Raw genomic sequence first — 22,567 nt, forward strand, 5'->3', positions numbered from 1 at the left:
GTCAGATAGGAAAGGGGAAACCATGCAGGAGATTCCAGTATATTTATTTACCGGATTTATGGATAGCGGTAAGACCACATTAATCAAAGAAACACTTTTTGAAAATGATTTCGGCGGGGACAACCGTACGGTAATTATTGTCTGTGAAGACGGCGATGAAGAATATGATGAAGCAAAATTAAATACCATTAATGCGAAGGTTGCGATGATTGAGGAGCAGGAAGATTTTACAACAGAAACCTTGCAGAAGATTCAGGAGACATACAAACCGGAGCAGATTTTTATTGAGTATAACGGTACCTGGGATATTGCTACGTTGCTTGAGACAAAGATGCCGGATGGCTGGGTAATCGTACAGTCTTTGGCAACCGTAGATGCCACTACATTTGAAATGTATCTTGCCAATATGCGTGCCATGATTATGGAGCAGTTATTTAAGGCAGACGTAGTAATCTTTAACCGTTGTGATGACAATACACCAAAGGGCAAGTTCCGCCGTGCCGTAAAAGCACAGAACCGTCCGGCACAGATTGTATACGAGCGTGCCGATGGAACGATTGATGAGAGTGCCGATGAAGAACTGCCATTTGACATCAATGCAGATGTCATTGATATTACGGATGCAGATTATGCAATCTGGTATATGGATGCACAGGATAATCCGAAGAAATACGATGGCAAGAAAATCAAATTCCTTGCACTGGTATATAATCCGGAAAAGATGAGCAGAAAGGGCATGTTTGTACCGGGACGTTTTGCCATGACCTGTTGTGTAGAGGATGTCCAGTTCTTAGGATTTAAATGCAAATATCCGAAGTCGGAAGAAATCGGTCACAAATCATGGATAAATATTACCGCAGAAGTTCATGTGGAATTTGCCAAGGAATACAGAGGAAAAGGACCTGTCCTTTATCCGGTATCCATCGAGCCGGCAGAGAAGCCGGAAGATGAACTGGTATATTTCTCATAAAAAAGTGTTGACAATGTGAAAGAAAAGTATTATTCTAACTTCAATAAGAGAAACCGTTGAGAAAGAGTAGTAAGCTTGATTGGAAATCAAAGAGAGCTGCAGGTGGTGGAATTGCAGTATGGAAGATTTTGCTGAATGGACTTTCGAGGGTGGCCTGAATTAACAGTAGGCGTCACCGGGAACCGAACCCGTTACCAATCCGGCATGTATGATTCGTACATGAATGAGTGGACAATTCGTCAATATGAGTGGTACCGCGATAATAAGATTTTATTACCGTCTCAAGCATAAGCTTGAGGCGGTTTTTTACTGTTGGAAAACAGTAAAAGCGCTTTCTCTTATGAACAACAATAAATCATATAAGAAAGAAGAGGTAGTAATTATGAAGAAGAAAATGATGGCAGCAGTATTAACAATGGCTATGGCAGTAGCAGCAATGGCAGGATGCGGAAGCAACAGTGCATCCAATGATGCAGCAACAACAGAGAAGGCCGCAGCAGATGGTAAAGTTTATAAAGTAGGTATCGTACAGTATGTAGATGATGCTTCTTTAAATCAGATTGAGAAAGCAGTAGAAGCAGAGCTGGATGCAAAAGCAAAAGAGCTCGGTGTTACTTTTGATTATAAAGATTATACTTACAATGGTCAGGCAGATTCTTCTACATTAAACCAGATTGCAACAGACCTGGTTGCAGAAGATGTAGATGTGATTATTCCAATCGCAACACCAACCGCAATGATTATGCAGGCAGCAACAGAAGAAAATCAGATTCCGGTTGTATTCTCTGCAGTCAGTGATCCGGTTACCGCAGGACTTGTTGAAAGTATGGATAAACCTGGTTCCAATATCACCGGAACATCGGATGCATTAAATACAGAAGCAGTAATGGACTTAATGTTTGCAGCAAATAAAGACATTAAAAAAGTAGGTCTTTTATATAATAAGAGTCAGGATTCTTCCACTGTTCCAATTCAGGACGCAAAAGATTATCTTGATAAAAAAGGCGTTGAATATGTAGAAAAAACAGGAACAACCAATGATGAAATTTCTCTTGCAGCAGATGCATTAGTTGCAGCCGGTGTAGATGCCGTATTTACACCAACCGATAACACCGTAATGACAGCAGAACTTGCAATTTATGAGAAATTTGCAGAAGCAGGCATTCCGCATTATGCAGGAGCTGACTCCTTCGCATTAAACGGAGCTTTCTGTGGATTCGGTGTAAACTATGTTGACCTTGGTACTGCAACAGCAGATATTGTAGTAGATATTTTAGTAAATGGGAAAGATCCTGCAACAACAGCAGTACAGACCATGAGCAACGGAATCGCAACTGTAAATACAGATGTGGCAAGCCAGCTTGGAATTGATTACAGCGTATTTGACGGTATGTGTGAAAAAGTAGTAGAGATTCAGACAGCAGAAGAATTCGAATAAAAGAGAAAAAACGATAGTATGATAAGATAATAAGGGGGATTAAAGAATGGGCTCCATATTTACAATATCCATTTTACAAAGTGCATTAGAGCTAGGGTGTATATACGCCCTGGTTGCACTGGCATTGTTTGTTTCATTTTCTATATTAAATATTGCAGATTTGTCAACCGATGGCTGCTTTACCTTAGGCTGTGCCGTATGTGCCATGGTGACGATACAGGGACATCCGATTCTGGCACTGGCAGCAGCAATGTTAGCCGGTGTATGTTCCGGATTTATCACAGCATTTCTGCAGACAAAGCTTGGAATTGAATCAATTCTGGCAGGAATCATTGTAAATACGGGACTCTATACCATTAATATTGCAGTCATGGGATTTGCTTCCCAGGTGAACCTGTTTAACTGCAATACCATATTTACCATGGCAAAAAATGCCATTGGTGGTGGCTGGTATAAACTGATTGTGGCAGCATTAATCGTACTGGTAATCGGCGTGATTTTATCCGCATTTTTAAATACCAGATTAGGTCTTTCCATCCGGGCAACCGGTGATAATGCTGACATGGTAAAAGCCTCCAGCATTAATCCATCCTTTACGATTACCGTAGGTCTTTGTGTAGCCAATGCAATGACTGCATTATCCGGCGGTGTATTAGCACAGTACCAGAAATCCTGCGATATCAACCTTGGAACCGGTATGGTAACCATCGCACTTGCCAGCCTGATTATCGGAGAATCCATTATCGGAAAAGGCTCCATGTTCCGCAGAGTATTAGGCGTTGTATTAGGAAGCTGTCTCTATCGTTTCTTAGTAGCCGTTGCATTAAGACTGAATGTTCCGGCAGAGGCATTGAAACTGGTTTCAGCAATTATCGTAGCAATTGCAATTGCATTCCCGTTCTTAAAGAAGAAGGCAGCGTTTGTCAGACAGAAGAGCACAGCACAGAAGAAATTAAAAGACAATATGCGTCTGGAAGAAGCAAATGCAAAGGAAATGGGAGGTGACCGATAATGTTAGAAATGAAGCATGTATCTAAGACGTTTAATCCGGGAACCGTAAATGAAAAGAAAGCATTGTGTGATTTGAACCTGGTTCTTGAAGATGGAGATTTTGCAACAATCGTAGGAAGTAATGGGGCAGGAAAATCAACTACATTTAATGCGATTACAGGTGCGTTCTATGTAGACGAAGGACAGATTATTCTCGATGGAGAGGATATTACATATAAGAAAGAATTTTTGCGCAGTAAAGTCATTGGTCATCTGTTTCAGGACCCATTAAAGGGAACAGCTCCACATATGACCATTGAAGAAAATATGGCACTGGCATATCTTCGGGCATCTGGAAAAGAAAATGCATTTTTCAGCAGAATCCGTAAATCCGATAAGGAAAAATTCAGAGAACTGTTATCCCAGCTTGATATGGGCCTGGAAGACAGAATGAAGCAGCCGGTGGGATTATTATCCGGCGGTCAGAGGCAGGCACTTACCCTTCTGATGGCAACGATGGTAACACCGAAGATTCTTCTTTTAGATGAGCATACGGCAGCACTTGACCCTGCAACAGCAGAGAAAGTATTGGAACTGACGAAAAAAATTATTGCAGAAAATCATATTACCTGTCTTATGGTAACCCACAATATGCATCAGGCATTAGAGCTTGGCAACCGGATTCTGATGATGGATTCCGGAAATATTGTCCTTGATTTAAAGGATGAAGAGAAGAAGAAAATGACAGTAGACAGTCTCTTAGAGCAGTTTCGGATTCAGGCTGGAAAGCGTCTTGACAATGACAGAATTTTAATGTCAGCACAGTAAAAATAGAAATTGGTAAATTTTTTTAAGAAACAAGTGTCGGAAAATGTTGATTTTCTGACACTTTTCCTATATGATTAAATCTAGTGGTCTGGAATTCCACGAGTTGATGTAAACAAAGTATGGAGGTATAGTATGTATCCTATTATAAAAAAGGAAAAGCTGGCAGATAAGATTTATCTTATGGATGTCAAAGCAGAGCGGGTAGCAAAATCTGCAAAGCCAGGACAATTTGTAATCGTGAAAATCGATGAAGAAGGTGAGCGTATACCACTTACCATCTGTGATTATGATGAGAAAGCCGGAACTGTAACAATTGTATTCCAGACAGTTGGAGCATCTACAGAGCGTATGGCATATTTAGAGGAAGGAGATACATTCCAGGATTTTGTTGGACCACTGGGCTGTCCATCCGACCTTATTGAGGAAGATATAGAAGAGTTAAAGAAAAAGAAAATCGTATTTATCGCCGGAGGTGTTGGAACAGCACCGGTTTACCCACAGGTAAAATGGTTACATGAACATGGGGTAGACTGTGATGTTATCATGGGTTCTAAGACCAAGGATTTATTAATTCTGGTAGAAGAAATGCGTAAGGTTGCAACCAATCTTTATGTAACAACCGATGATGGTACTTATGGCTTCCATGGAATGGGAACCAACCAGTTACAGGAATTATGGGATAAAGGTGTCCGTTACGACCATTGTGTTGCTATCGGACCGATGATTATGATGAAATTCGTTTGTAAACTGACCAAGGAGCTTGGCATTCCAACTGTTGTATCCATGAATCCAATTATGGTAGACGGAACCGGAATGTGTGGAGCATGTCGTCTTATGGTTGGCGGCGAAGTAAAATTCGCATGCGTGGATGGACCGGAATTTGACGGACATCAGGTAGATTTCGACCAGGCAATGAAGAGACAGCTTCAGTATAAGACAGAAGAAGGCCGTGCAATGTTAAAATTGCAGGAAGGCAATACCCATCATGGCGGATGCGGTCAGTGCGGAGGTGACAAATAATGGAAGGATTAACAAGAGTACCTGTACGTGAACAGGAGCCAGAGGTACGTGCAGCAAACTTTGAAGAAGTTTGTCTTGGCTATAATGAAGAAGAAGCAGTAGCAGAAGCAAAACGCTGCTTAAACTGTAAAAATGCACAGTGTATGAAAGGATGTCCGGTTTCCATTAATATTCCGGCATTTATTGCACAGGTGAAAGAAGGCAACTTCGAAGAAGCTTATCATATTATCAGTGAATCATCTGCACTTCCTGCTGTATGTGGCCGTGTATGCCCACAGGAGAGCCAGTGTGAAGGAAAATGTATCCGTGGTATCAAGGGTGAGCCGGTTGCAATCGGTAAATTAGAGCGTTTCGTAGCTGACTGGGCAAGAGAGCATGGAATCAAGCCTAAGAAAGCAGAAAAATTAAATGGACATAAAGTAGCAGTTATCGGTTCCGGCCCTGCAGGTCTTACCTGTGCCGGTGATTTGGCAAAGCTTGGCTATGATGTTACTATTTTTGAAGCTTTACATGAAGCCGGTGGAGTATTAATTTACGGCATTCCGGAATTCCGTCTCCCAAAGTCAAAAGTAGTTGCAGCAGAAGTAGAAAATGTAAAAGCTTTAGGCGTTAAGATTGAGACCAACGTTGTTATTGGTAAAGCAGTTACCATTGATGAATTAATGGAAAAAGAAGGATTTGAAGCTGTATTTATCGGTTCCGGTGCAGGACTTCCAAGATTTATGGGAATCCCTGGCGAGCAGGCAATGGGAGTATTCTCTGCAAACGAATTCTTGACCAGAAATAACCTGATGAAAGCATTCCGTGATGACTACGATACGCCAATCAAAGCCGGCAAAAAAGTTGTTGTAGTTGGTGGTGGTAATGTTGCAATGGATGCAGCCCGTACCGCAAAACGTCTCGGCGCAGAGGTACATATCGTATACCGTCGCGGCGAGGAAGAGCTTCCGGCAAGAAAAGAAGAAGTATATCATGCAAAAGAAGAAGGCATTATCTTTGACCTTCTGCAGAATCCTACTGAAATCTTAGTAGACGAAGACGGCTGGGTAAAAGGCTGTCGTGTCATTAAGATGGAATTAGGTGAGCCGGACGCATCCGGAAGAAGAAGCCCGGTAGAGATTCCAGGTTCTGAATACGAAATCGAGGCAGATACCGTAATCATGTCTCTTGGTACCTCTCCAAACCCATTGATTTCATCCACTACCAAGGGTCTGGACATCAACCGCAGAAAATGTATCATTGCAGAAGAAGAGACCGGAGCAACCTCCAAAGATGGCGTATACGCTGGTGGAGATGCAGTAACCGGAGCAGCAACCGTTATCCTTGCCATGGGTGCAGGAAAAACTGCAGCAAAGGGAATTGATGAATTCTTACGCAATAAATAAAGAATAAAGCATAATAATATATGCTTAAGGGACGCAGGATTTTTCTGCGTTCCTTTTTTACTTTACAGGAAATTGCTTTCCTGTAAAGTAAAAAACGCTCCGCGAGGATGCGCACTGCGGCGTATAAGGTAGATGTCGCAAGCGACCGCCGCAGGCGCGAGAATGTGCCAAGGCACATTCTTTGTTTTAAGCAGGTTACTAAGTGACCACCTTATTGGTTACTGGTGTCCACCTGGTGGCCACTATTTCTGACATGAGGAATAAATTAAGGATTGGTAATGAAAATCCTCTTGACAAATCCGTCGTAAGAATATATTGTATTACTTATATAGTACAAAAATACGGAAAGGGGTGATTGCATGGCATGGGAATTGGATTCGGATCGTCCTATTTTTATTCAGATTGTGGAGCGGATTCAGATGGAAATAATATCCGGTAAATACAGTCCGGGAGATAAGTTACCTTCTGTCAGGGATCTGGCGGCGGTAGCTGCAGTAAATCCGAATACGATGCAGAAAGCACTGACAGAGTTAGAGCGGACAGGACTTGTGTATTCCCAGCGTACAAGCGGGAGATTTATAACGGAGGATGCAAAAATGATTGAGGAGTTAAAGAATAATCTGGCACAGGAACAGATTAAGGAATTTTTGGAAAATATGAGCAAGCTTGGTTATAAGAAATCAGAAACATTATCTTTGATTCAGGAGATTTTGGAGGGAGAGCAGGCATGAGTACATTATTGGAAGTAAAAGATGTATGCAAGCGATATGGAAAGAAAACTGCGCTTGACCATCTGAATCTGACCTTAGAGAGCGGACATATTGTTGGCCTCTTAGGACCGAACGGAAGTGGAAAGACAACACTGATTAAGCTGATTAACGGAATCCTTACTCCGGATGAGGGCGAGATTTTGGTGGAAGGAATGAAGATTGGCGTAGAGACAAAGAAGGTGGTTTCTTATCTGCCAGATCATACGTATCTTAACATGGGGATGCGGGTACGTGATATTTTAGATTATTTTGAAGATTTTTATCAGGATTTTGATGTGGTAAGAGCTTATGATATGCTGGCAAAATTATCCATTAATCCCAATGATAAATTAAAATCCATGTCCAAGGGAACCAAAGAAAAGGTGCAGCTTATTTTAGTAATGAGCCGTCGTGCGGACTTATATGTTCTGGATGAGCCGATTGCAGGAGTAGACCCGGCGGCAAGAGATTATATATTGCGGACGATTCTTACCAACTATGATGAGAATGCAACGATTCTGATTTCAACCCATCTGATTGCAGATGTTGAGAATGTATTAGATGAGGTAGTCTTTATTCAGAATGGAACAATCAGCCTGACTTCATCAGTAGATGATATTAGAATTAATCAGGGTAAATCGGTGGATGCTTTGTTCCGGGAGGTGTTTAGATGTTAGGAAAAGTAATGAAACATGAAATGAAAGCAACCTGGAAAGTATTATTTCCACTGGCAATGGTTTTGGTCGGCGTTACGTTAATTGGCATGCTGATGATGAAAATGCAGGTTTTCGAAACAGATATAGGAGCCTTGGTCGGGCTGGCAATGCTTCTTTTGTATATCATTGGGCTGATTGCATTGAGCGTTACGGCATTTATTTTTCTGCTGGTTCGGTTTTACCACAGCATGTATGGTGCAGAAGGTTATTTGTCACATACCCTTCCGGTAACCACTTTTTCCTTGATTAACGGAAAGCTTTTGGTGGCGGTATTCTGGCATGCAATTACGACAATACTTGTTTATGTTTCGGCATTTTCATTGATCGTGACAGCAGGATTGAATCTGGGTAATGAAGGGGAAAGAATCAAACTGGGAGAATTGCTGCAGCAGCTGGGAGATATGATAGGAATTCCGATTCCGGCACTCTTTGGCTGGGCAATATTATATAGTGTGATTTCTGCGTTTTCCGCTATGCTTATGGTATATGCCAGCATGGCAATCGGTCAGTTGTTCCGCCACAAAGTTGCAATGTCGATTGTGATGTATGGTGTGCTTTATGCGATTCTTCAGATTATATCTTTTGTGATATCCATTAATTCAGCAAATGGATTTGTTGAGAAACAGGCTGCAATGGGAGATGACAGCTTCTTTAGCATAACGATTGCAAATATGTATGGAAATATATTTTCAAAGAGCATGATACTTTACATCGGTGTATCAATTGTATGCTATATCATAACAGCATTGATTACCCATAAGAAATTAAATCTGGAGTAAATGAGAAAACTACTTGTTGCATATCTTCGCAGAGCATTTTTCGCTTTACAGGAAAGCAATTTCCTGTAAAGTAAGAAAAGGCGGAACCAATCAAAAATAGACTGGTTTCGCCTTTTTACGTCGCCATGAATTCCATAGAAACTGTTAGTGGCAGTTCCGGCTGGCACAGATTAGCGGAGAAAAATAAGAAATTACTTCGAAAGAAGACAGTCAATCAGCTTATCATTCATCTCCGGCATCATAAAGCAGAAGCGGATGTATTTGTTATCTAAGAAAGGAAAAGTAGAGCAGTCGCGAATCATCATATTCTTCCGGATTGCTTTATCAAATAAATCTGCAGAAGTAACGTCCTCTTTTAAGATTTTAAGGAGCATGAAGTTGCCGGATGGCTTGTATGGTTTGAAATCCGGGTGATTTTTAAAGATTTCATAAATCCGGGCACGCTCTGAAGAAATAAGAGATTTTGTCTGCTGGATGTATTCTTCATCGGTAAACATCAATTCTCCGGCAATTACGGCAAGAGAGTTAATGGTCCATGGATTTTTTCTGGTATTGATGGATTTGATTAAATCCTGATTGCCGCTGATAGCGTAGCCAAGGCGGAGCCCCGGAGCAGCAAAGAATTTGGATGTTCCACGCAGGATAATAATATTGTTATAGTAGTGGGTCAGTGGAACTGCGGTAATTTCATCCATGTTATCGGCAAATTCCACATAAGTCTCATCCACCATGACAAAGATATCATATTGCTTGCAGATATCTAAAATCCGGCGCATATCCGTCCGGTTGATGCAGGATGAGGTAGGGTTATTGGGATTGCAGAGTACTAAAAGGTCGATGCTTTCATTTAAGTGAGCGGTAAAATCATCCACATCAAGGACGAAATCGTCCTTTTCACGGAGTGGATAGTAGAGTGTAGTACCACCGCCTAAGGAAATTTCGCGCTCATATTCCGAATAAGTCGGACCGAGAATCATGGCTTTTTTCGGATGCTCAATCTGAATAAAAAGAGAGATTAATTCCGTGGAACCATTTCCTACAATGACCTGGCTGGCATCGGTGCCGGTATAAGCGGCGATGCATTCTCTTAAAGAAGTATATTCCCGGTCCGGGTAGGATGTAATGGCATCAATATGGGAAGCCAAAGTACTTCGCAGCAGCGGAGATACGCCTAAGGGATTGACATTGGCGGAAAAGCTTGTAATATCCTCTTTTTTGATACCGTAAACGGCTTCTATTTTCTCTAAATCACTTCCGTGAAAATGTTCTTTTGGTGTTATCATGAAAAAGACCTCCTGTTAAAATACAACGGAAAGAAAGTTGCATGTGTGTTTTAAATAGTTTATAATCTATTATAACTGTAATGAGAGAAAAAGCAACAAAATCTCATATCGGAGAAGGAAAAGCAGGTGACATTTTGCGTAGACGGATTCAGAGACTTGCAGCAGGAAAATTTGAACAGGAACAGCCGGTTTTATCTCTTTCGGAAGAGAAGATTGAAATTGAGGTATTAGAGGGACAGGATTATACGGGAGAATTTGTGATTGAAGTATCCAACCATGTTCCGGTAAAGGGGCTGATTTATTCCTCTAATCCATATATGGAATGTCTGACACCGGAATTTGAAGGGGAAGAAGTCCGAATCGGATTTCAGTTCCATAGTGAGGGTTTCCGGGTTGGTGATATACAAAAGGGTGAATTCTGTATTATTTGTAATCAGTTGGAATACAGCCTTTCTTTTGTTGTGTCTATAATCCGGCCTTATGGGAATGCGTCTACCGGAAGAATCCGAAATCTCAGTGATTTTATCAAACTGGCACAGACGGATTATATGGAAGCTTACCGCCTGTTTGCTTCCCAGGGCTTTCAACATGTATTAAAAGAAGAAAAAGGAAAAGAACTATTATGGTATGCCGGCTTTGGCGGACCGGGAGCATTGATTTCCGGTATGGAGGAGTTCTTGGTTACGATCAATGCCAAGCCACGCATTGAGCTTGCGTTAAAAGAACAGGAAATTACCTATCAGGATATCAAAGAGGAGCAGAAGGAAACGCTTTTTGTGCAGAAGAATGGCTGGGGGTATATAAGCTTTGAAGCACAGACAGACAGCAGCTTCTTAAAACTGGAAAAGAATGTTTATACTTCAGATGATTTTACCGGAAGTATCTGCGACCTTATTTATTATATTGACCCGGCAGAACTTCATACCGGAAAAAATTATGGAAGAATTACTTTAGAAAATATTTATCAGCATCTTACTTATGAGATTACCATAATCAGGACGCCGGAGCGCAGAGAACAGGAGCATATCGATTATCTGGAAGAGCAGAGAACACTTGCACATATCACCGGAATCTATCTCAATTATCGTTTGAAAAAGATTGGCGCAGGACTTTTTGCATCAGGAATGTTAGACGCACTGAATCATCTGATTGCAATGCGGCCGGAAAATGACTGGTATCTTCTGATGAAAATACAGGCATTACTGGTAAGCGGACAGAGGCAGGAGGCAGAGTGGTTATTTGATGAGTTCCGGCGGAAAGAGGAAGCAAAAGATACACCGCTTTATGCATATTTCCTCTATCTCCGTACGTTGTGGGAGCGGGAAGAATCCTATGTGAACCGGCTGACTGCAGAGATTGAAGAAATTTATCAGAAAACAGATGATATCCGGGTGTTCTGGATGCTGCTTTTCTTAAAGAAAGAATATTGCGAAAATGATACCAGGAAAATCCGGGCAATTGAGAGCCAGATGTTAGACGGCTGTAACAGTCCGTTTTTCTATATCGAAGGATTCTATTTATACTGGCAGAATCCGTATCTTTTAACGAGACTTACTGATTTTGAAATCCGCATTCTTTACTGGGCGGCAAAAAAAGGTGTGTTGACCAGTGACCTTGCCATGCAGATTACGACGCTGGTATCGGAAAAACGGGTATTTCATCCGCTGCTTTATAAGACTATGTGCGTGGCATATGATAAATTTCAGAATAATCAGATGTTGTCAGCAATCTGTGCTTACCTGATAAGAGGACAGCGTTTTGGATTGCATTATCATATCTGGTTTGAACGTGGCGTGGAAGAAGATTTGCGGCTGGCAGGATTAAATGAAGCATATTTAATGTCCATGGATTTACTTGCCATTAAGAAAATTCCACGGATGATACAGATGTATTTTCAGTATAACAGCAGCATTCCATACAAACAGAAGGCGGCTCTGCTTGCAAATGTAGTAGCGTTAAAGGAGAAAGAGCCGGAGGTATATTCCAGTTACCGGAAGCGGATGGAAGAATTCGCAATTGCCCAGATAGAAGAAGGTCATATCGATGATAATCTGGCGATTATCTATTCTGATTTATTAAATAAAGGCATGATACAAAAAGAGATGGCAGGACCACTGGCGAAGATTCTCTTTACCCATAAAATGAACTGCTTTGCACCGAATATTGTGCGGATGTATGTTTTGCATGACCAGCTGCGAAAAGTGCAGTGTGTGCCGATAGTAAATGGCAGTGCTTATTTTGAGTTATACAGCAAGGACTATGTCATTGTATTTGAGGATACGAAGGGATACCGGTATGGCAGTGAGATTTCATACCAGCTGGAAAAGCTGATGAGGCCTGGTGCCTTTTACCGTACCTGCATGGAATATGCACCATATGAGATTTCGTATCTTTTGTATCATTTTACATCCAGGGATACCCACCGTGCATTTGTGCCGGAGGACAGTGAGTATTTACGCATCTTCTTAAAAGAGGAAGCATTGCGGGAAAGTTACCGGGCAGAGCTTTATGCAAAGGCAGTACATTTCTATGAGCAGGAAGATAATCAGGAACTGGTGGAAGAGTGTCTGCGTCATGCACCGCTTTCTTCTATGAAGCGGGATGACAGAGCCTATCTTTTGAATCTGATGTTGGAATACCGGTTATATGAGATTGCATATCCGGATATCCGGGAATTTGGCTGGGAAGGCATCCGGCTGGAGAAACTGACAGCACTTCTGACTTATGAAATAGAAGAAGTGGATTATGAAAGTGATGACTTCCTGCTGGCACTTTGTGCAGTGACTTTTCAGGCGAAGAAATACAGTAAAGAGATGCTGCAGTATTTAGCACAGTTCTACTGCGGTCCGACCCGTGTAATGGCGGCGGTCTGGTCAGCGGCGCAGACTTTTGATATAGATACCAGAGACTTGGAAGAACGGTTATTGATGCAGATGTTATATACAGCAGAATTTGTAGAACAGGTGCAAAGCATTTATGAAAGCTTTGTGTCACACGGAGCACCGCATCTTCTGCAGAAAGCATATGTAAATTATTTCGCACATTTCTATTTTGTGCATCAGGGCATTGTACCGGAAAATGTCATTAGAGGCTTAAAGAAAAATTATGAGGAACAGGAAGAATTAAGCCAGGTGATGAAGCTGGCACTGCTTTATGCAGTGGCAAAGAGGGATTTGTCCATAGAAGAAAAAGGTGTAATGGAGATGACAGAGCAGCTTCTACAGGAGCAGCTGGCACAGAATCTTTATTTCGCATTTTATCAGCAGATGCCGGAGGAGATTCGCTATCGATTTCATTTTTACGACCGGAAGTTTGTGGAATACCGGACAAACCCAAGTAAGCGTGTGGTGATTCACTATCAGAAAGGTGAATCCTATGTGGATGAAGATATGAATGAGATGTATGAGGGTATTTTCGTAAAAGAATTTATCGTATTCTTTGGAGAAGAAATTCCGTATTATATTTCAGAGGAAGCACCACGGGAGTCCGTTGTGACTGAGAGTGGACGGCTTTCCTGTAAGGATGTCTGTGGCAGGGAAAATGGAAGCACCTACGATATGTTGAATGAAATGGAATTAGAATATACCTTAAAGGATTATGAGAAGTTAGAGCGGCTTTTACGGAAATATGACAGTATGAAGAAAAGGAATGAAGAACGTTTTCAACTGATGTAGTAAAAGGGAAAACAATAACAGGGTGATGGTATGAAGGAAAAAAGCCTTTCAATAGGACTTGATTTTGGAAAAAAATACGCATTAGTATCATATTGTACATCCGATATGTCAGAGCCGGATACCATCAGTACCGTGGCAGGCAGTGAATTGTACCAGATTCCGCTGAGTCTTTGCAAGAGGAGGGGAATCGGACAGTGGTATTACGGAAAAGAAGCAGAGACTGTCATGAAAAATGGTGAAGGAAGCGGCTGTGACCGGCTCTTCAGCCGGGCACTGGCAGGCGAACCGGTTACCGTGGAAGGGGAAACATATGATACGGTAGAACTGTTAAGTCTCTTTGTCCGTAAAATTCTTACGGTACCGCAGAAATTCGGCATATCCATGAAGCTGGCAAGAATTACCATTACTATGGGTACTTTAAACCGGGAAAAGATGGAACTGATTGAAAAAATAGCCGGACGGATGAAGTGGACAAAAGAGCAGTATCATGTCATCGATTATGCAGAAAGCTTTTATTACTATGCTTTAAGCCAGAAGGAAGAACTGTGGCTGCATGATGCAGTTCTCTTTGATTATTCCAAGAACAGTATGCGTTTTTATTACATGGAGCGTAATCTGAATTCCACACCACAGCTGGTTCATATTTATCTGAAAGATTATGGTCCTTTGATTGGCAATAAAGACACTGCGTTTTTAGATGTAGTAACAGATGCCGTTTCCCGTAAAATCTATTCTTCGGTATATCTGACCGGGGATGGTTTTGATGGAGAATGGATGAGAGAATCCTTAAAATTTCTCTGCAACGGAAGGCATGTTTTCTTAGGCAAAAATCTTTATGCTAAGGGAGCCTGTTATGCATCCTGCATCCATACCGGAATGCAGCCATGGCAGTTTGTCTATATTGGCGAGAATGAGATGAAGGTAAATATCAGCCTTAAAGTAAAAGACCGGGAAGAACTTATTTTCCATACACTGGTAAGTGCAGGAGAAAACTGGTATGAAGCAAAGAATCAGTGCGAGATTTTACTGGCAGGTACGAATACCGTTGATTTCTGGCTGCAGCTTCCGGACAGCAGGGAAGCAAAGATAGAATCCTTAGAGCTTACGGATATTCCAAAACGGCCGGAACGTATGACCAGACTTTCTGTTATGACAGAAGCACTGTCAGATTCCGCTGTAAAGGTTACCATACGGGACCTTGGATTTGGAGAGATTTATAAAAGCTCTGAAAAAGTGTGGGAATATAAAATGGAACTGTAGGAGGAGACCTCATGGGAGAATTGATTTTATGCAATCGGAAAGAAACCGATGTGCCATATTATTTAGAACAGAATATGATAAATATCTATTCCCTGGAGGAATTGAACTGGTATATTTTAAACCACACGGAATATCTTGACGATTCTTTTGTGTCGGATGATTTAATCAGCTGGATTGCAGAGGAGTTAAAAGACCTGGAGTTAGCCGGGCAGTTAAAAGAGGCTGTCCGAAAGAAAATGACGCTGGCAAAAAAAGTCCGGCTTCTGATGGATGCCTGCGGCTTTTGCACAAAGAAAGAAAAAGATGAAATCGAATATGCACTGGCAGAAGTAGAAAATAAATCAGAAATTGAATGTATGAAAATCAGGGCAGACAGAAGCCTTATGAATCACCGGTATGTCATGGCTATCAGGGAATATATGCGTCTGCTGCAGAAGGAAGAGGCGGGAAAGCTGGCTGCTTCTGTCATAGGAAATATATGGAATAATATTGGAGTTGCACATACCGGATTATTCCTGTACCGGGATGCGGCACGATGCTTTAAGAAAGCTTATGACTATAATAACAATCCGGCATGTATGCGGGAGATGGAAGAAGCATGGCGGATGGCAGCACCGGATGAAAAGGAACAGGTTTATGAAGTATCAGAAGAACTGCAAAAGACATTAGAGGATATTCATAAGCAATGGAATGATGAGGAAGAAGTACTGGAAGCATTTCGGGATGTGCTGGATAAGAAAAAATATATTTACGAAAGCAATGGACGGTGGGCATAACATTGATTAAATTTTTTAGAAGAAAAAGGAAACCAAAGAAAACAATCGAAGAGGTCTTAGAATGTATCACAGAGGATACGCTATCGGAAGAAGACCGGAAGGATGAACATAAAGTACAACATTATGTTCTGGGTCACTGTGAACAGATGATTGACACCACAAAGACCCTGGAAAATGAAAAGTCTGAATATCGTGTGGTGACTTCTTATTTAAAGGATATCCAGATTATTGAAGAACTGCCGGAAGATGAGGCAGCTGCTTTGAGAGATACGGCAAACAGTATTCTTACACTGGATCAGTCCCGTTCCGATTATCTGAAAGCAACCAAGAAGCTGACAGATACGCAGTATGCACAGATGGAACAGGAAGAGGAGACTCTGACGGAATCCATCCGGACCCTGCAGGCAAATGAGATGTATCAGGCGGCCGTAAAGCGTGATATGAATTACCTGGAAGGGGAGAAGAATGAATGGGCCTATTACCGGGAAGAATTAATGGAAGAACAGAAGATTCTGCGGAAGGCATCCTATGTAGTATTTGGCATGGTACTGGCATTCCTTGCAGTCATATTGGTTCTTCATGTGGCATTGGAAATGGATGTACGGATTCTATTTACGATTCTGATGGTAGCTGCGGCAGCCAGTGGATTCTTTATGCTGTTCCGGAATCAGAATAATACAAGAGAAATCAAGCGGGCAGAAGTGAACATGAATCATGCCATTACTCTTTTGAACCGTACTAAAATAAAGTATGTAAATTCTACGAATGCGGTGGATTATGCCTGCGAGAAATACCATGTGCATAATTCCTATGAACTGACCTATCTCTGGGAGCAGTACTTAGAAGCCAAACGGGAAAGAGAGAAATTTGAGCGGAATAGTGATGACTTGGAATATTTTAATGGAAAGTTAGTACGCATGCTGCAAAAATATGAACTTTATGATGCAAAGGTCTGGATTAGTCAACCAAATGCACTGGTAGATAAGCGTGAAATGGTGGAAATCAAGCATGAATTATTGAGCCGGCGGCAGAAAATCCGGGCATCCATTGAATATAACATGGATGTAGTATTAGAACAGAAGGAAGAAATTGAAAAACTCATGAAAGAGTATCATGAGGAAATCCCGGAAGTCCGTGAGATTATTAATTCTGTGGACCGGCTCTGCGGAACCGGAGAATGAAAATAGCGTATCATCGATAGAAAATATCGGTGATACGCTATTTTTTACTTTACAGGAAATTGCTTTCCTGTAAAGTAAAAAACGCTCCGCGAGGATGCACACTGCGGCGTATAAGGTAGATGTCGCAAGCAACCGCCGCAGGCGCGAGAATGTGCCAAGGCACATTCTTTTCTATCACAGTTTTATTTGCAGCCGCAGCTCTTATCGAAAGCCGGGTTACATGCATAGAAGTTCTTGGAGTCAAGGTGTTCCTGTACCATCCGGAGTGCTTCGCCAAAACGCTGGAAGTGTACGACCTCCCTGGCACACAGGAAACGAATCGGATCTACAACGTCCGGGTCTTTTACGACACGAAGAATGTTATCGTAAGTGGTGCGGGCTTTCTGCTCTGCAGCCATATCTTCCATAAGGTCAGTAATCGGATCGCCTTTGGACTGGAATTCACAGGCATTCTGTGGAACACCACCGGCAGCCTGTGGCCATACGGCAAGGGTGTGGTCAATATAGTAAGGACCGAAGTTAGAGGCTTTGATTTCCTCCGGAGTCAGGTCTCTGGTAAGCTGGTGCACGATGGTTGCAATCATCTCAAAATGGGCAATTTCTTCTGTCGCAATATCGGTAAGCAGTCCGGCTACTTCACGGTAAGGAATGGAATAGCGCTGGGAGAGATAACGTAAGGATGCGTTGATTTCTCCGTCAGGACCTCCGTACTGGCTTAAGATATACTGTGCGGTTTTTGGATCGGTCTGTTTGATGTTGACCGGATATTCCAGTCTTTTTTCATACTGCCACATTTAACAATTTCCCCCTTCCCATGGATTTCTCATGCTTCCCCAGCTCCAGTGACCGTCTGTGTCGGCACCGTCTAAAGTCAGGGGACCATATTTTTCTTCATACATTTTCACTGCTTTTAACCGCAGGGTACGGTAGTGGTTATAGAAGGAAAGTGCTTCTTCATCATAAGGATGGGTGTCAAGGTAAAGGGCAGTATCATAAGCTACAAAGCTGACCTGATTAATCCAGTCTAAAAGCTGGGACTGGTTCATTGGCATATTGTTCATCAGAATCTGCCTCCTTTCATGGAACCATGGAAAGGCTTATTTAAATCCTGAAAGACTGTGCCATTACGCAGAGCCTGGTCAGGTTCGTACAGATTGCCGAACTGCTGCCATGGAACATAAGCCATGGCAAGTTCCTGATTACAGGCAAACTGTTTCGTATAAGGTGTCGGAACAGCCGGACGGCTGCTTTGTGGCTGACAATTACAGTTGTTCATATGCTGACCTCAATAAAAATATTCATATTAATATATGTGCAGATGAAAAGGAATGTGAGATTTTATATTGTGAAAAAAAGAATCCTGCGGTAAAATACTTAATTGAGAAAAAATATCAATAACAAGAGAAGAGGAAAATAGATGACACTGGATGAACTTGAAATTGAAAGAGAAGCGGTAATAACCAAAGTAGGGGGAGAAGGAGCACTGCGGTGTAGATTTTTAGATATGGGGCTGATTCCAAAGACAAAGGTGCAGGTGCGTAAAGTAGCACCTATGGGAGACCCGATTGAACTCCGGATTCGTGGATATGAACTGACCATACGAAAAGAAGATGCCGGAAAAATTGAAGTAGAACCGGAGGAGAACTAGAATGATATTTGCATTAGTAGGAAACCAGAACTGTGGTAAGACCACATTATTTAATCAGCTCACCGGTTCCAACCAGCATGTTGGAAATTTTCCGGGTGTAACGGTTGACCAGAAAATGGGAGAAATCAGAGAACATAAGGATGCGTCGGTAGTTGACCTGCCGGGAATCTATTCTCTGCGTCCATATACCAGTGAGGAGATTGTAACAAGAGACTTTATTTTAAATGAAAAGCCGGATGGAATTATCAATATTGTAGATGCAACAAATATTGAGCGAAATCTCTATCTGACCCTGCAGTTGTTAGAAATGCATATTCCGATGGTATTAGCTCTGAATATGATGGATGAGGTGCGTAACAACGGCGGAAGTATTGATGTAAAACAGATGTCTTTAGAACTGGGAATTCCGGTCATTCCAATCAGTGCGGTAAAGGGAGAGGGAGTGGAAGACCTGGTACACAGCGCCATGAAGGTGGCAGGACAGAAGATATATCCAAAGGTAACGGATTTTTGCGAGAAAGGTCCTGTGCACCGCTGCATTCATGCGGTATCCCATCAGGTAGAAGACCATGCACAGAATATCGGAATGTCACCACGTTTTGCAGCAACGAAGATTGTAGAACAGGATACAGACATTATTGACAGACTGAAGCTGAGCCAGAACGAACTGGATATGATGGAACACAGTATTGAAGAAATGGAAACAGACCATCATATGGACAGAAATGCCGCTCTGGCTGATATGAGATATACCTTTATTGAAAAGGTGTGCAGTAAATCAGTAACAAAGTGCCATGAGAGCAAAGAACATATCCGTAGTGTAAAGATAGACAACGTATTAACGAATAAATATCTTGCTATCCCGCTGTTTCTTCTGATTATGCTGCTGGTATTCTGGCTGACCTTCGGTGTTATCGGAGCATTTTTAAGTGATTATCTTGCAGTTTTTATTGCATACATAACGAATCTTGCTGACAAGGGGTTGACTGCTTATGGAATTAACCTGGTGGTTCACAGCCTGATTATTGACGGTGTATTTGCCGGAGTCGGAAGTGTGTTAAGTTTCCTGCCGATTATTGTGGTTTTATTTTTCTTCCTGTCTATTCTGGAAGATTCCGGTTATATGGCAAGAGTTGCCTTTGTTATGGATAAACTGCTGCGTAAAATCGGACTTTCCGGACGAAGCTTTGTTCCAATGCTGATTGGATTTGGTTGTACGGTTCCGGCAGTAATGTCAAGCAGAACTTTAGCATCCGAAAGAGACCGGAAAATGACCATTATGCTGACACCATTTATCAGCTGTTCAGCAAAAATTCCGATTTATGCGGTATTTACAGCAGCATTTTTTAAAAAATATCAGGCGCTTGTTATGATTGCACTTTATGTTGGTGGAATGGTAATGGGAATTCTGGTGGCACTTTTATTTAAACATTCCGCATTCCGTGGAAAACCGATGCCTTTTGTCATGGAGCTTCCGAATTACCGGCTGCCATCTTTAAAGAGCGTGGTACTCCTGATGTGGGACAAGGCAAAGGACTTCTTACAGAGGGCATTTACCGTTATTTTCCTTGCAACGATTATTATCTGGTTCTTACAGTCTTTTGATACCAGACTGAATGTAGTATCTGACAGCGCAGACAGCCTGCTGGCATTAATCGGCCGTGTGATTGCACCGGTTTTTGCTCCTCTTGGATTTGGGGACTGGAGAGTATCCACTTCTTTGATTACCGGATTTACTGCCAAAGAAGCAGTAATCAGTACCATGAGTGTACTTCTTGGAACCAGTGTGACTGCTTTGGGCAACAGCCTTGGAACTCTGTTTACGCCGGTATCAGCAGTCAGCTTCCTGGTGTTTACGTTACTTTATACACCATGTGTAGCAGCGATTGCAGCAATCAGACGGGAGATGGGTTCAAAGCTTCAGGCACTTGGTGTTGTGGTAATGCAGTGCGTGGTTGCATGGATTGCAGCATTTGTTGTCTTTCAGATTGGCAGCCTGATTTTTTAGGAGGCAGATAGTATGGGCGTTAATGATATTATTTTGCTATTACTGATTCTTTGCTGGTGCGCCTTTGCGGTATATGCTATGATGAAAAAGAAAAAAGAGGGAGGCTGCATTGGCTGCAGCGGATGTAGTGGAAGGACAGATACGGATGCGGTCTGCAAAGAATGTTCCCGGAGGAAAAAGTTGTAAAAAGTATTTATTTTAGAACATAAGAGCAGGCTACTTGTATTATTGAAAGTGGTGTGCTAGATTATTGTTAGCATAGTGTTATATATTGATAATACTGTGCGTGGTTATGAACAATGATATAATACAATTTTTTCTAGGAGGAAACGATGAGAGGACTACGTACACCAGTATCAGATTTGAGAAAAAGCATTTTTACGGAGGTAGCAAAAATTGCTTATGAAGCAGACAGTGCAAACCTGAACGATGCCGTTGAGGCAGTTCCATATACAGTTTGCCCTGGAGATGTTCCTACATACCGTGAAAGTATTTATAGAGAACGTGCGATTGCAGCAGAAAGAGTAAGACTTGCTATGGGTATGTCTTTACGGCCACAGGATAAACCGGTACATGTTACCAGTGGCCTCGAAGAGAGCAATGTGGCAGAAAAATATTATGAGCCACCTCTTATGCAGGTAATTCCATCTGCATGTAATCTGTGCGAAGAAAAGAAATATGAAGTATCCAATATGTGTCAGGGATGTATTGCACATCCATGTATGGAGGTATGTCCAAAGGGAGCAATCTCCCAGGTAGATGGCAAATCTGTAATCGACCAGGAGAAATGTATCAAATGTGGAAGATGTAAAGCAGCCTGCCCATATGATGCAATTTCCAAGAAAGAAAGACCTTGTTCCATGGCTTGTGGAATTGGAGCAATTGGAACAGATGAATACGGAAGAGCAAAGATTGATGCAGATAAATGTGTATCCTGTGGTCAGTGTATGGTAAGCTGCCCATTCGGAGCAATTGCAGATAAATCACAGATTTTCCAGTTGATCCGTTGTATGAAAGAAGGCGGAGAAGTTATCGCTGAAATTGCACCTGCATTTGTAGGTCAGTTCGGACCTGGAGCTACTCCAAAGCATGTAAAGGCAGCTTTATTAGAACTTGGTTTCTCAGAAGTTGTTGAAGTTGCACTTGGGGCTGATATCGGTGCAGTAGCAGAAGCACATCACTATGCAAATCATGTTGCAACAGGAGAGCTTCCTTTCTTACTTACATCCTGCTGTCCTGCATGGTCCATGCTTGCAAAGACACAGTTCCCGGATTTAATCGAGAGCGTATCTTCTGAGCTTACACCTATGGTTGCTACAGCAAGAAGCATTAAGAAAGAACATCCGAATGCAAAAGTAGTATTTATCGGACCGTGTGCTGCTAAGAAACTGGAAGCAAGCAGAAGAACTGTACGAAGCGATGTTGATTTTGTAATCACATTTGAAGAGTTAGACGCTATGTTTGCAGCAAAAGGAATTGATCCGAACCAGACAGAGGGTGAAAGCTCCATGCATGATGCAACTGCTGCAGGTCGTGGATATGCATGTGCCGGTGGTGTTGCAGATGCCATTGAAAAATGTGTACATGAATATTATCCGGATGTGGATGTTAAGATTGAACATGCAGAAGGTCTTGCTGAATGTAAGAAGATGCTGATGCTTGCCAAGGCTGGTAAGATGAATGGATGTATGATTGAAGGAATGGGATGTCCTGGCGGATGTATCGCCGGAGCAGGAACTATTCTTCCGATTCCGAAAGCAAAACAGGAAATCGAGAAGATTAAGAAAGCTTCTACCAAGCAGCTTCCACCAAAGGAATTGCGGGAAATCGAATTAAATTAATAGTAAGAAAGCGGGTTAATA

Annotated in this window: 19 protein-coding genes, 1 pseudogene and 1 other annotated feature; of the genes and pseudogenes, 16 read left to right on the forward strand and 4 right to left on the reverse strand. The window is 42.0% G+C overall.

Annotated features, from left to right (window positions below; translation table 11 throughout):
- The first annotated feature begins 22 nt into the window (after positions 1–22).
- The 9 genes from DWY37_RS00355 (at position 23) to DWY37_RS00395 (ending at position 8,875) form a co-directional block, all read left to right on the forward strand.
- Positions 23–970 carry a TIGR03943 family putative permease subunit gene (locus DWY37_RS00355; RefSeq protein WP_022243351.1) on the forward strand — a complete coding sequence of 316 codons (948 nt, stop codon included), beginning with the start codon at positions 23–25 and terminating at the stop codon, positions 968–970.
- 47 nt (positions 971–1,017) lie between these two features.
- Positions 1,018–1,257, forward strand: a binding site (T-box leader).
- 95 nt (positions 1,258–1,352) lie between these two features.
- The gene (locus DWY37_RS00360; protein WP_117698297.1) at positions 1,353–2,408 is read left to right on the forward strand and encodes an ABC transporter substrate-binding protein; all 1,056 of its coding nucleotides are present in this window, start codon (positions 1,353–1,355) and stop codon (positions 2,406–2,408) included.
- A 46-nt stretch (positions 2,409–2,454) separates the two neighbouring features.
- The gene (locus DWY37_RS00365) at positions 2,455–3,420 is read left to right on the forward strand and encodes an ABC transporter permease (protein ID WP_117947031.1); all 966 of its coding nucleotides are present in this window, start codon (positions 2,455–2,457) and stop codon (positions 3,418–3,420) included.
- Positions 3,420–4,226, forward strand: a complete 807-nt coding sequence (locus tag DWY37_RS00370) for an ABC transporter ATP-binding protein (protein WP_118542007.1) — start codon at positions 3,420–3,422, stop codon at positions 4,224–4,226. Before DWY37_RS00365 ends, DWY37_RS00370 begins: the two co-directional genes overlap by 1 nt.
- Before the next feature lie 132 nt (positions 4,227–4,358).
- Positions 4,359–5,246, forward strand: a complete 888-nt coding sequence (locus DWY37_RS00375) for a sulfide/dihydroorotate dehydrogenase-like FAD/NAD-binding protein (protein WP_022243347.1) — start codon at positions 4,359–4,361, stop codon at positions 5,244–5,246.
- A complete protein-coding gene (gene gltA / locus DWY37_RS00380) occupies positions 5,246–6,631 on the forward strand; it encodes an NADPH-dependent glutamate synthase (RefSeq protein ID WP_118542005.1) in 1,386 nt (461 codons plus the stop codon). Before DWY37_RS00375 ends, gltA begins: the two co-directional genes overlap by 1 nt.
- Positions 6,632–6,990: 359 nt before the next feature.
- Positions 6,991–7,362, forward strand: a complete 372-nt coding sequence (locus DWY37_RS00385) for a GntR family transcriptional regulator (RefSeq protein ID WP_022243345.1) — start codon at positions 6,991–6,993, stop codon at positions 7,360–7,362.
- On the forward strand, positions 7,359–8,057 hold the full coding sequence (locus DWY37_RS00390) for an ABC transporter ATP-binding protein (RefSeq protein ID WP_022243344.1): 699 nt from the start codon (positions 7,359–7,361) through the stop codon (positions 8,055–8,057). The genes DWY37_RS00385 and DWY37_RS00390 overlap by 4 nt, the downstream gene beginning before the upstream one ends.
- Positions 8,051–8,875: a hypothetical protein gene (locus DWY37_RS00395; protein WP_118544404.1), complete on the forward strand. Its 825-nt coding sequence runs from the start codon at positions 8,051–8,053 to the stop codon at positions 8,873–8,875. Before DWY37_RS00390 ends, DWY37_RS00395 begins: the two co-directional genes overlap by 7 nt.
- 191 nt (positions 8,876–9,066) lie before the next feature.
- Here the strand turns inward: DWY37_RS00395 and DWY37_RS00400 are convergent, their stop codons facing one another.
- Entirely contained in the window at positions 9,067–10,158 is a 1,092-nt protein-coding gene (locus DWY37_RS00400) for a pyridoxal phosphate-dependent aminotransferase (RefSeq protein ID WP_117698294.1), read from the reverse strand.
- Positions 10,159–10,292: 134 nt separating this feature from the next.
- On the opposite strand from DWY37_RS00400, the gene DWY37_RS00405 reads away from it, so the two are divergent.
- The 4 genes from DWY37_RS00405 to DWY37_RS00420 are packed head-to-tail and all read left to right on the forward strand — an operon-like array spanning position 10,293 to position 17,049.
- Entirely contained in the window at positions 10,293–13,832 is a 3,540-nt protein-coding gene (locus DWY37_RS00405) for a DUF5717 family protein (RefSeq protein ID WP_147403568.1), read from the forward strand.
- A 30-nt stretch (positions 13,833–13,862) separates the two neighbouring features.
- Positions 13,863–15,092 (forward strand): DUF5716 family protein, encoded by a 1,230-nt coding sequence (locus DWY37_RS00410; protein ID WP_118541480.1) that lies wholly within the window; start codon positions 13,863–13,865, stop codon positions 15,090–15,092.
- Between the two features lie 11 nt (positions 15,093–15,103).
- Positions 15,104–15,868 (forward strand): hypothetical protein, encoded by a 765-nt coding sequence (locus DWY37_RS00415; RefSeq protein WP_118541478.1) that lies wholly within the window; start codon positions 15,104–15,106, stop codon positions 15,866–15,868.
- Positions 15,869–15,870: 2 nt separating this feature from the next.
- Positions 15,871–17,049, forward strand: a complete 1,179-nt coding sequence (locus DWY37_RS00420) for a hypothetical protein (protein ID WP_117698290.1) — start codon at positions 15,871–15,873, stop codon at positions 17,047–17,049.
- Positions 17,050–17,231: 182 nt separating this feature from the next.
- On the opposite strand, the gene DWY37_RS00425 is transcribed toward DWY37_RS00420, so the two are convergent.
- The 3 genes from DWY37_RS00425 to DWY37_RS00435 are packed head-to-tail and all read right to left on the reverse strand — an operon-like array spanning position 17,232 to position 18,325.
- Positions 17,232–17,843 (reverse strand): manganese catalase family protein, encoded by a 612-nt coding sequence (locus DWY37_RS00425; protein ID WP_118541476.1) that lies wholly within the window; start codon positions 17,841–17,843, stop codon positions 17,232–17,234.
- On the reverse strand, positions 17,844–18,110 hold the full coding sequence (locus tag DWY37_RS00430; protein WP_117698289.1) for a spore coat protein CotJB: 267 nt from the start codon (positions 18,108–18,110) through the stop codon (positions 17,844–17,846).
- Entirely contained in the window at positions 18,110–18,325 is a 216-nt protein-coding gene (locus DWY37_RS00435; RefSeq protein WP_022243335.1) for a spore coat associated protein CotJA, read from the reverse strand. The genes DWY37_RS00430 and DWY37_RS00435 overlap by 1 nt, the downstream gene beginning before the upstream one ends.
- A gap of 141 nt (positions 18,326–18,466) precedes the next feature.
- Here DWY37_RS00435 and feoB point away from each other — a divergent pair.
- The 3 genes and pseudogenes from feoB (at position 18,467) to DWY37_RS00455 (ending at position 22,546) form a co-directional block, all read left to right on the forward strand.
- Positions 18,467–20,705, forward strand: a pseudogene (gene feoB / locus DWY37_RS00445) (ferrous iron transport protein B).
- Positions 20,706–20,717: 12 nt separating this feature from the next.
- Positions 20,718–20,891, forward strand: coding sequence for a FeoB-associated Cys-rich membrane protein (locus DWY37_RS00450; RefSeq protein ID WP_117947041.1), 174 nt, complete (start codon positions 20,718–20,720; stop codon positions 20,889–20,891).
- A 146-nt stretch (positions 20,892–21,037) separates the two neighbouring features.
- Positions 21,038–22,546 (forward strand): 4Fe-4S dicluster domain-containing protein, encoded by a 1,509-nt coding sequence (locus DWY37_RS00455; RefSeq protein ID WP_117841180.1) that lies wholly within the window; start codon positions 21,038–21,040, stop codon positions 22,544–22,546.
- Positions 22,547–22,567 lie beyond the last annotated feature (21 nt).

The sequence above is a fragment of the Roseburia sp. AF25-13LB genome, from assembly GCF_003478915.1.
GTDB classification, from domain to species: domain Bacteria; phylum Bacillota; class Clostridia; order Lachnospirales; family Lachnospiraceae; genus Roseburia_C; species Roseburia_C amylophila.

Bases quoted from the DNA above. Each gene is read 5' to 3' on its own strand.
- DWY37_RS00360 (WP_117698297.1), top strand. From the start codon at position 1,353: ATGAAGAAGAAAATGATGGCAGCAGTATTAACAATGGCTATGGCAGTA.
- DWY37_RS00410 (WP_118541480.1), top strand. From the start codon at position 13,863: ATGAAGGAAAAAAGCCTTTCAATAGGACTTGATTTTGGAAAAAAATAC.
- DWY37_RS00390 (WP_022243344.1), top strand. From the start codon at position 7,359: ATGAGTACATTATTGGAAGTAAAAGATGTATGCAAGCGATATGGAAAG.
- DWY37_RS00365 (WP_117947031.1), top strand. From the start codon at position 2,455: ATGGGCTCCATATTTACAATATCCATTTTACAAAGTGCATTAGAGCTA.
- DWY37_RS00425 (WP_118541476.1), bottom strand. From the start codon at position 17,843: ATGTGGCAGTATGAAAAAAGACTGGAATATCCGGTCAACATCAAACAG.
- DWY37_RS00375 (WP_022243347.1), top strand. From the start codon at position 4,359: ATGTATCCTATTATAAAAAAGGAAAAGCTGGCAGATAAGATTTATCTT.
- DWY37_RS00370 (WP_118542007.1), top strand. From the start codon at position 3,420: ATGTTAGAAATGAAGCATGTATCTAAGACGTTTAATCCGGGAACCGTA.
- DWY37_RS00385 (WP_022243345.1), top strand. From the start codon at position 6,991: ATGGCATGGGAATTGGATTCGGATCGTCCTATTTTTATTCAGATTGTG.
- DWY37_RS00355 (WP_022243351.1), top strand. From the start codon at position 23: ATGCAGGAGATTCCAGTATATTTATTTACCGGATTTATGGATAGCGGT.
- DWY37_RS00435 (WP_022243335.1), bottom strand. From the start codon at position 18,325: ATGAACAACTGTAATTGTCAGCCACAAAGCAGCCGTCCGGCTGTTCCG.
- DWY37_RS00450 (WP_117947041.1), top strand. From the start codon at position 20,718: ATGGGCGTTAATGATATTATTTTGCTATTACTGATTCTTTGCTGGTGC.
- DWY37_RS00400 (WP_117698294.1), bottom strand. From the start codon at position 10,158: ATGATAACACCAAAAGAACATTTTCACGGAAGTGATTTAGAGAAAATA.
- DWY37_RS00415 (WP_118541478.1), top strand. From the start codon at position 15,104: ATGGGAGAATTGATTTTATGCAATCGGAAAGAAACCGATGTGCCATAT.
- DWY37_RS00430 (WP_117698289.1), bottom strand. From the start codon at position 18,110: ATGAACAATATGCCAATGAACCAGTCCCAGCTTTTAGACTGGATTAAT.
- gltA (WP_118542005.1), top strand. From the start codon at position 5,246: ATGGAAGGATTAACAAGAGTACCTGTACGTGAACAGGAGCCAGAGGTA.
- DWY37_RS00455 (WP_117841180.1), top strand. From the start codon at position 21,038: ATGAGAGGACTACGTACACCAGTATCAGATTTGAGAAAAAGCATTTTT.
- DWY37_RS00395 (WP_118544404.1), top strand. From the start codon at position 8,051: ATGTTAGGAAAAGTAATGAAACATGAAATGAAAGCAACCTGGAAAGTA.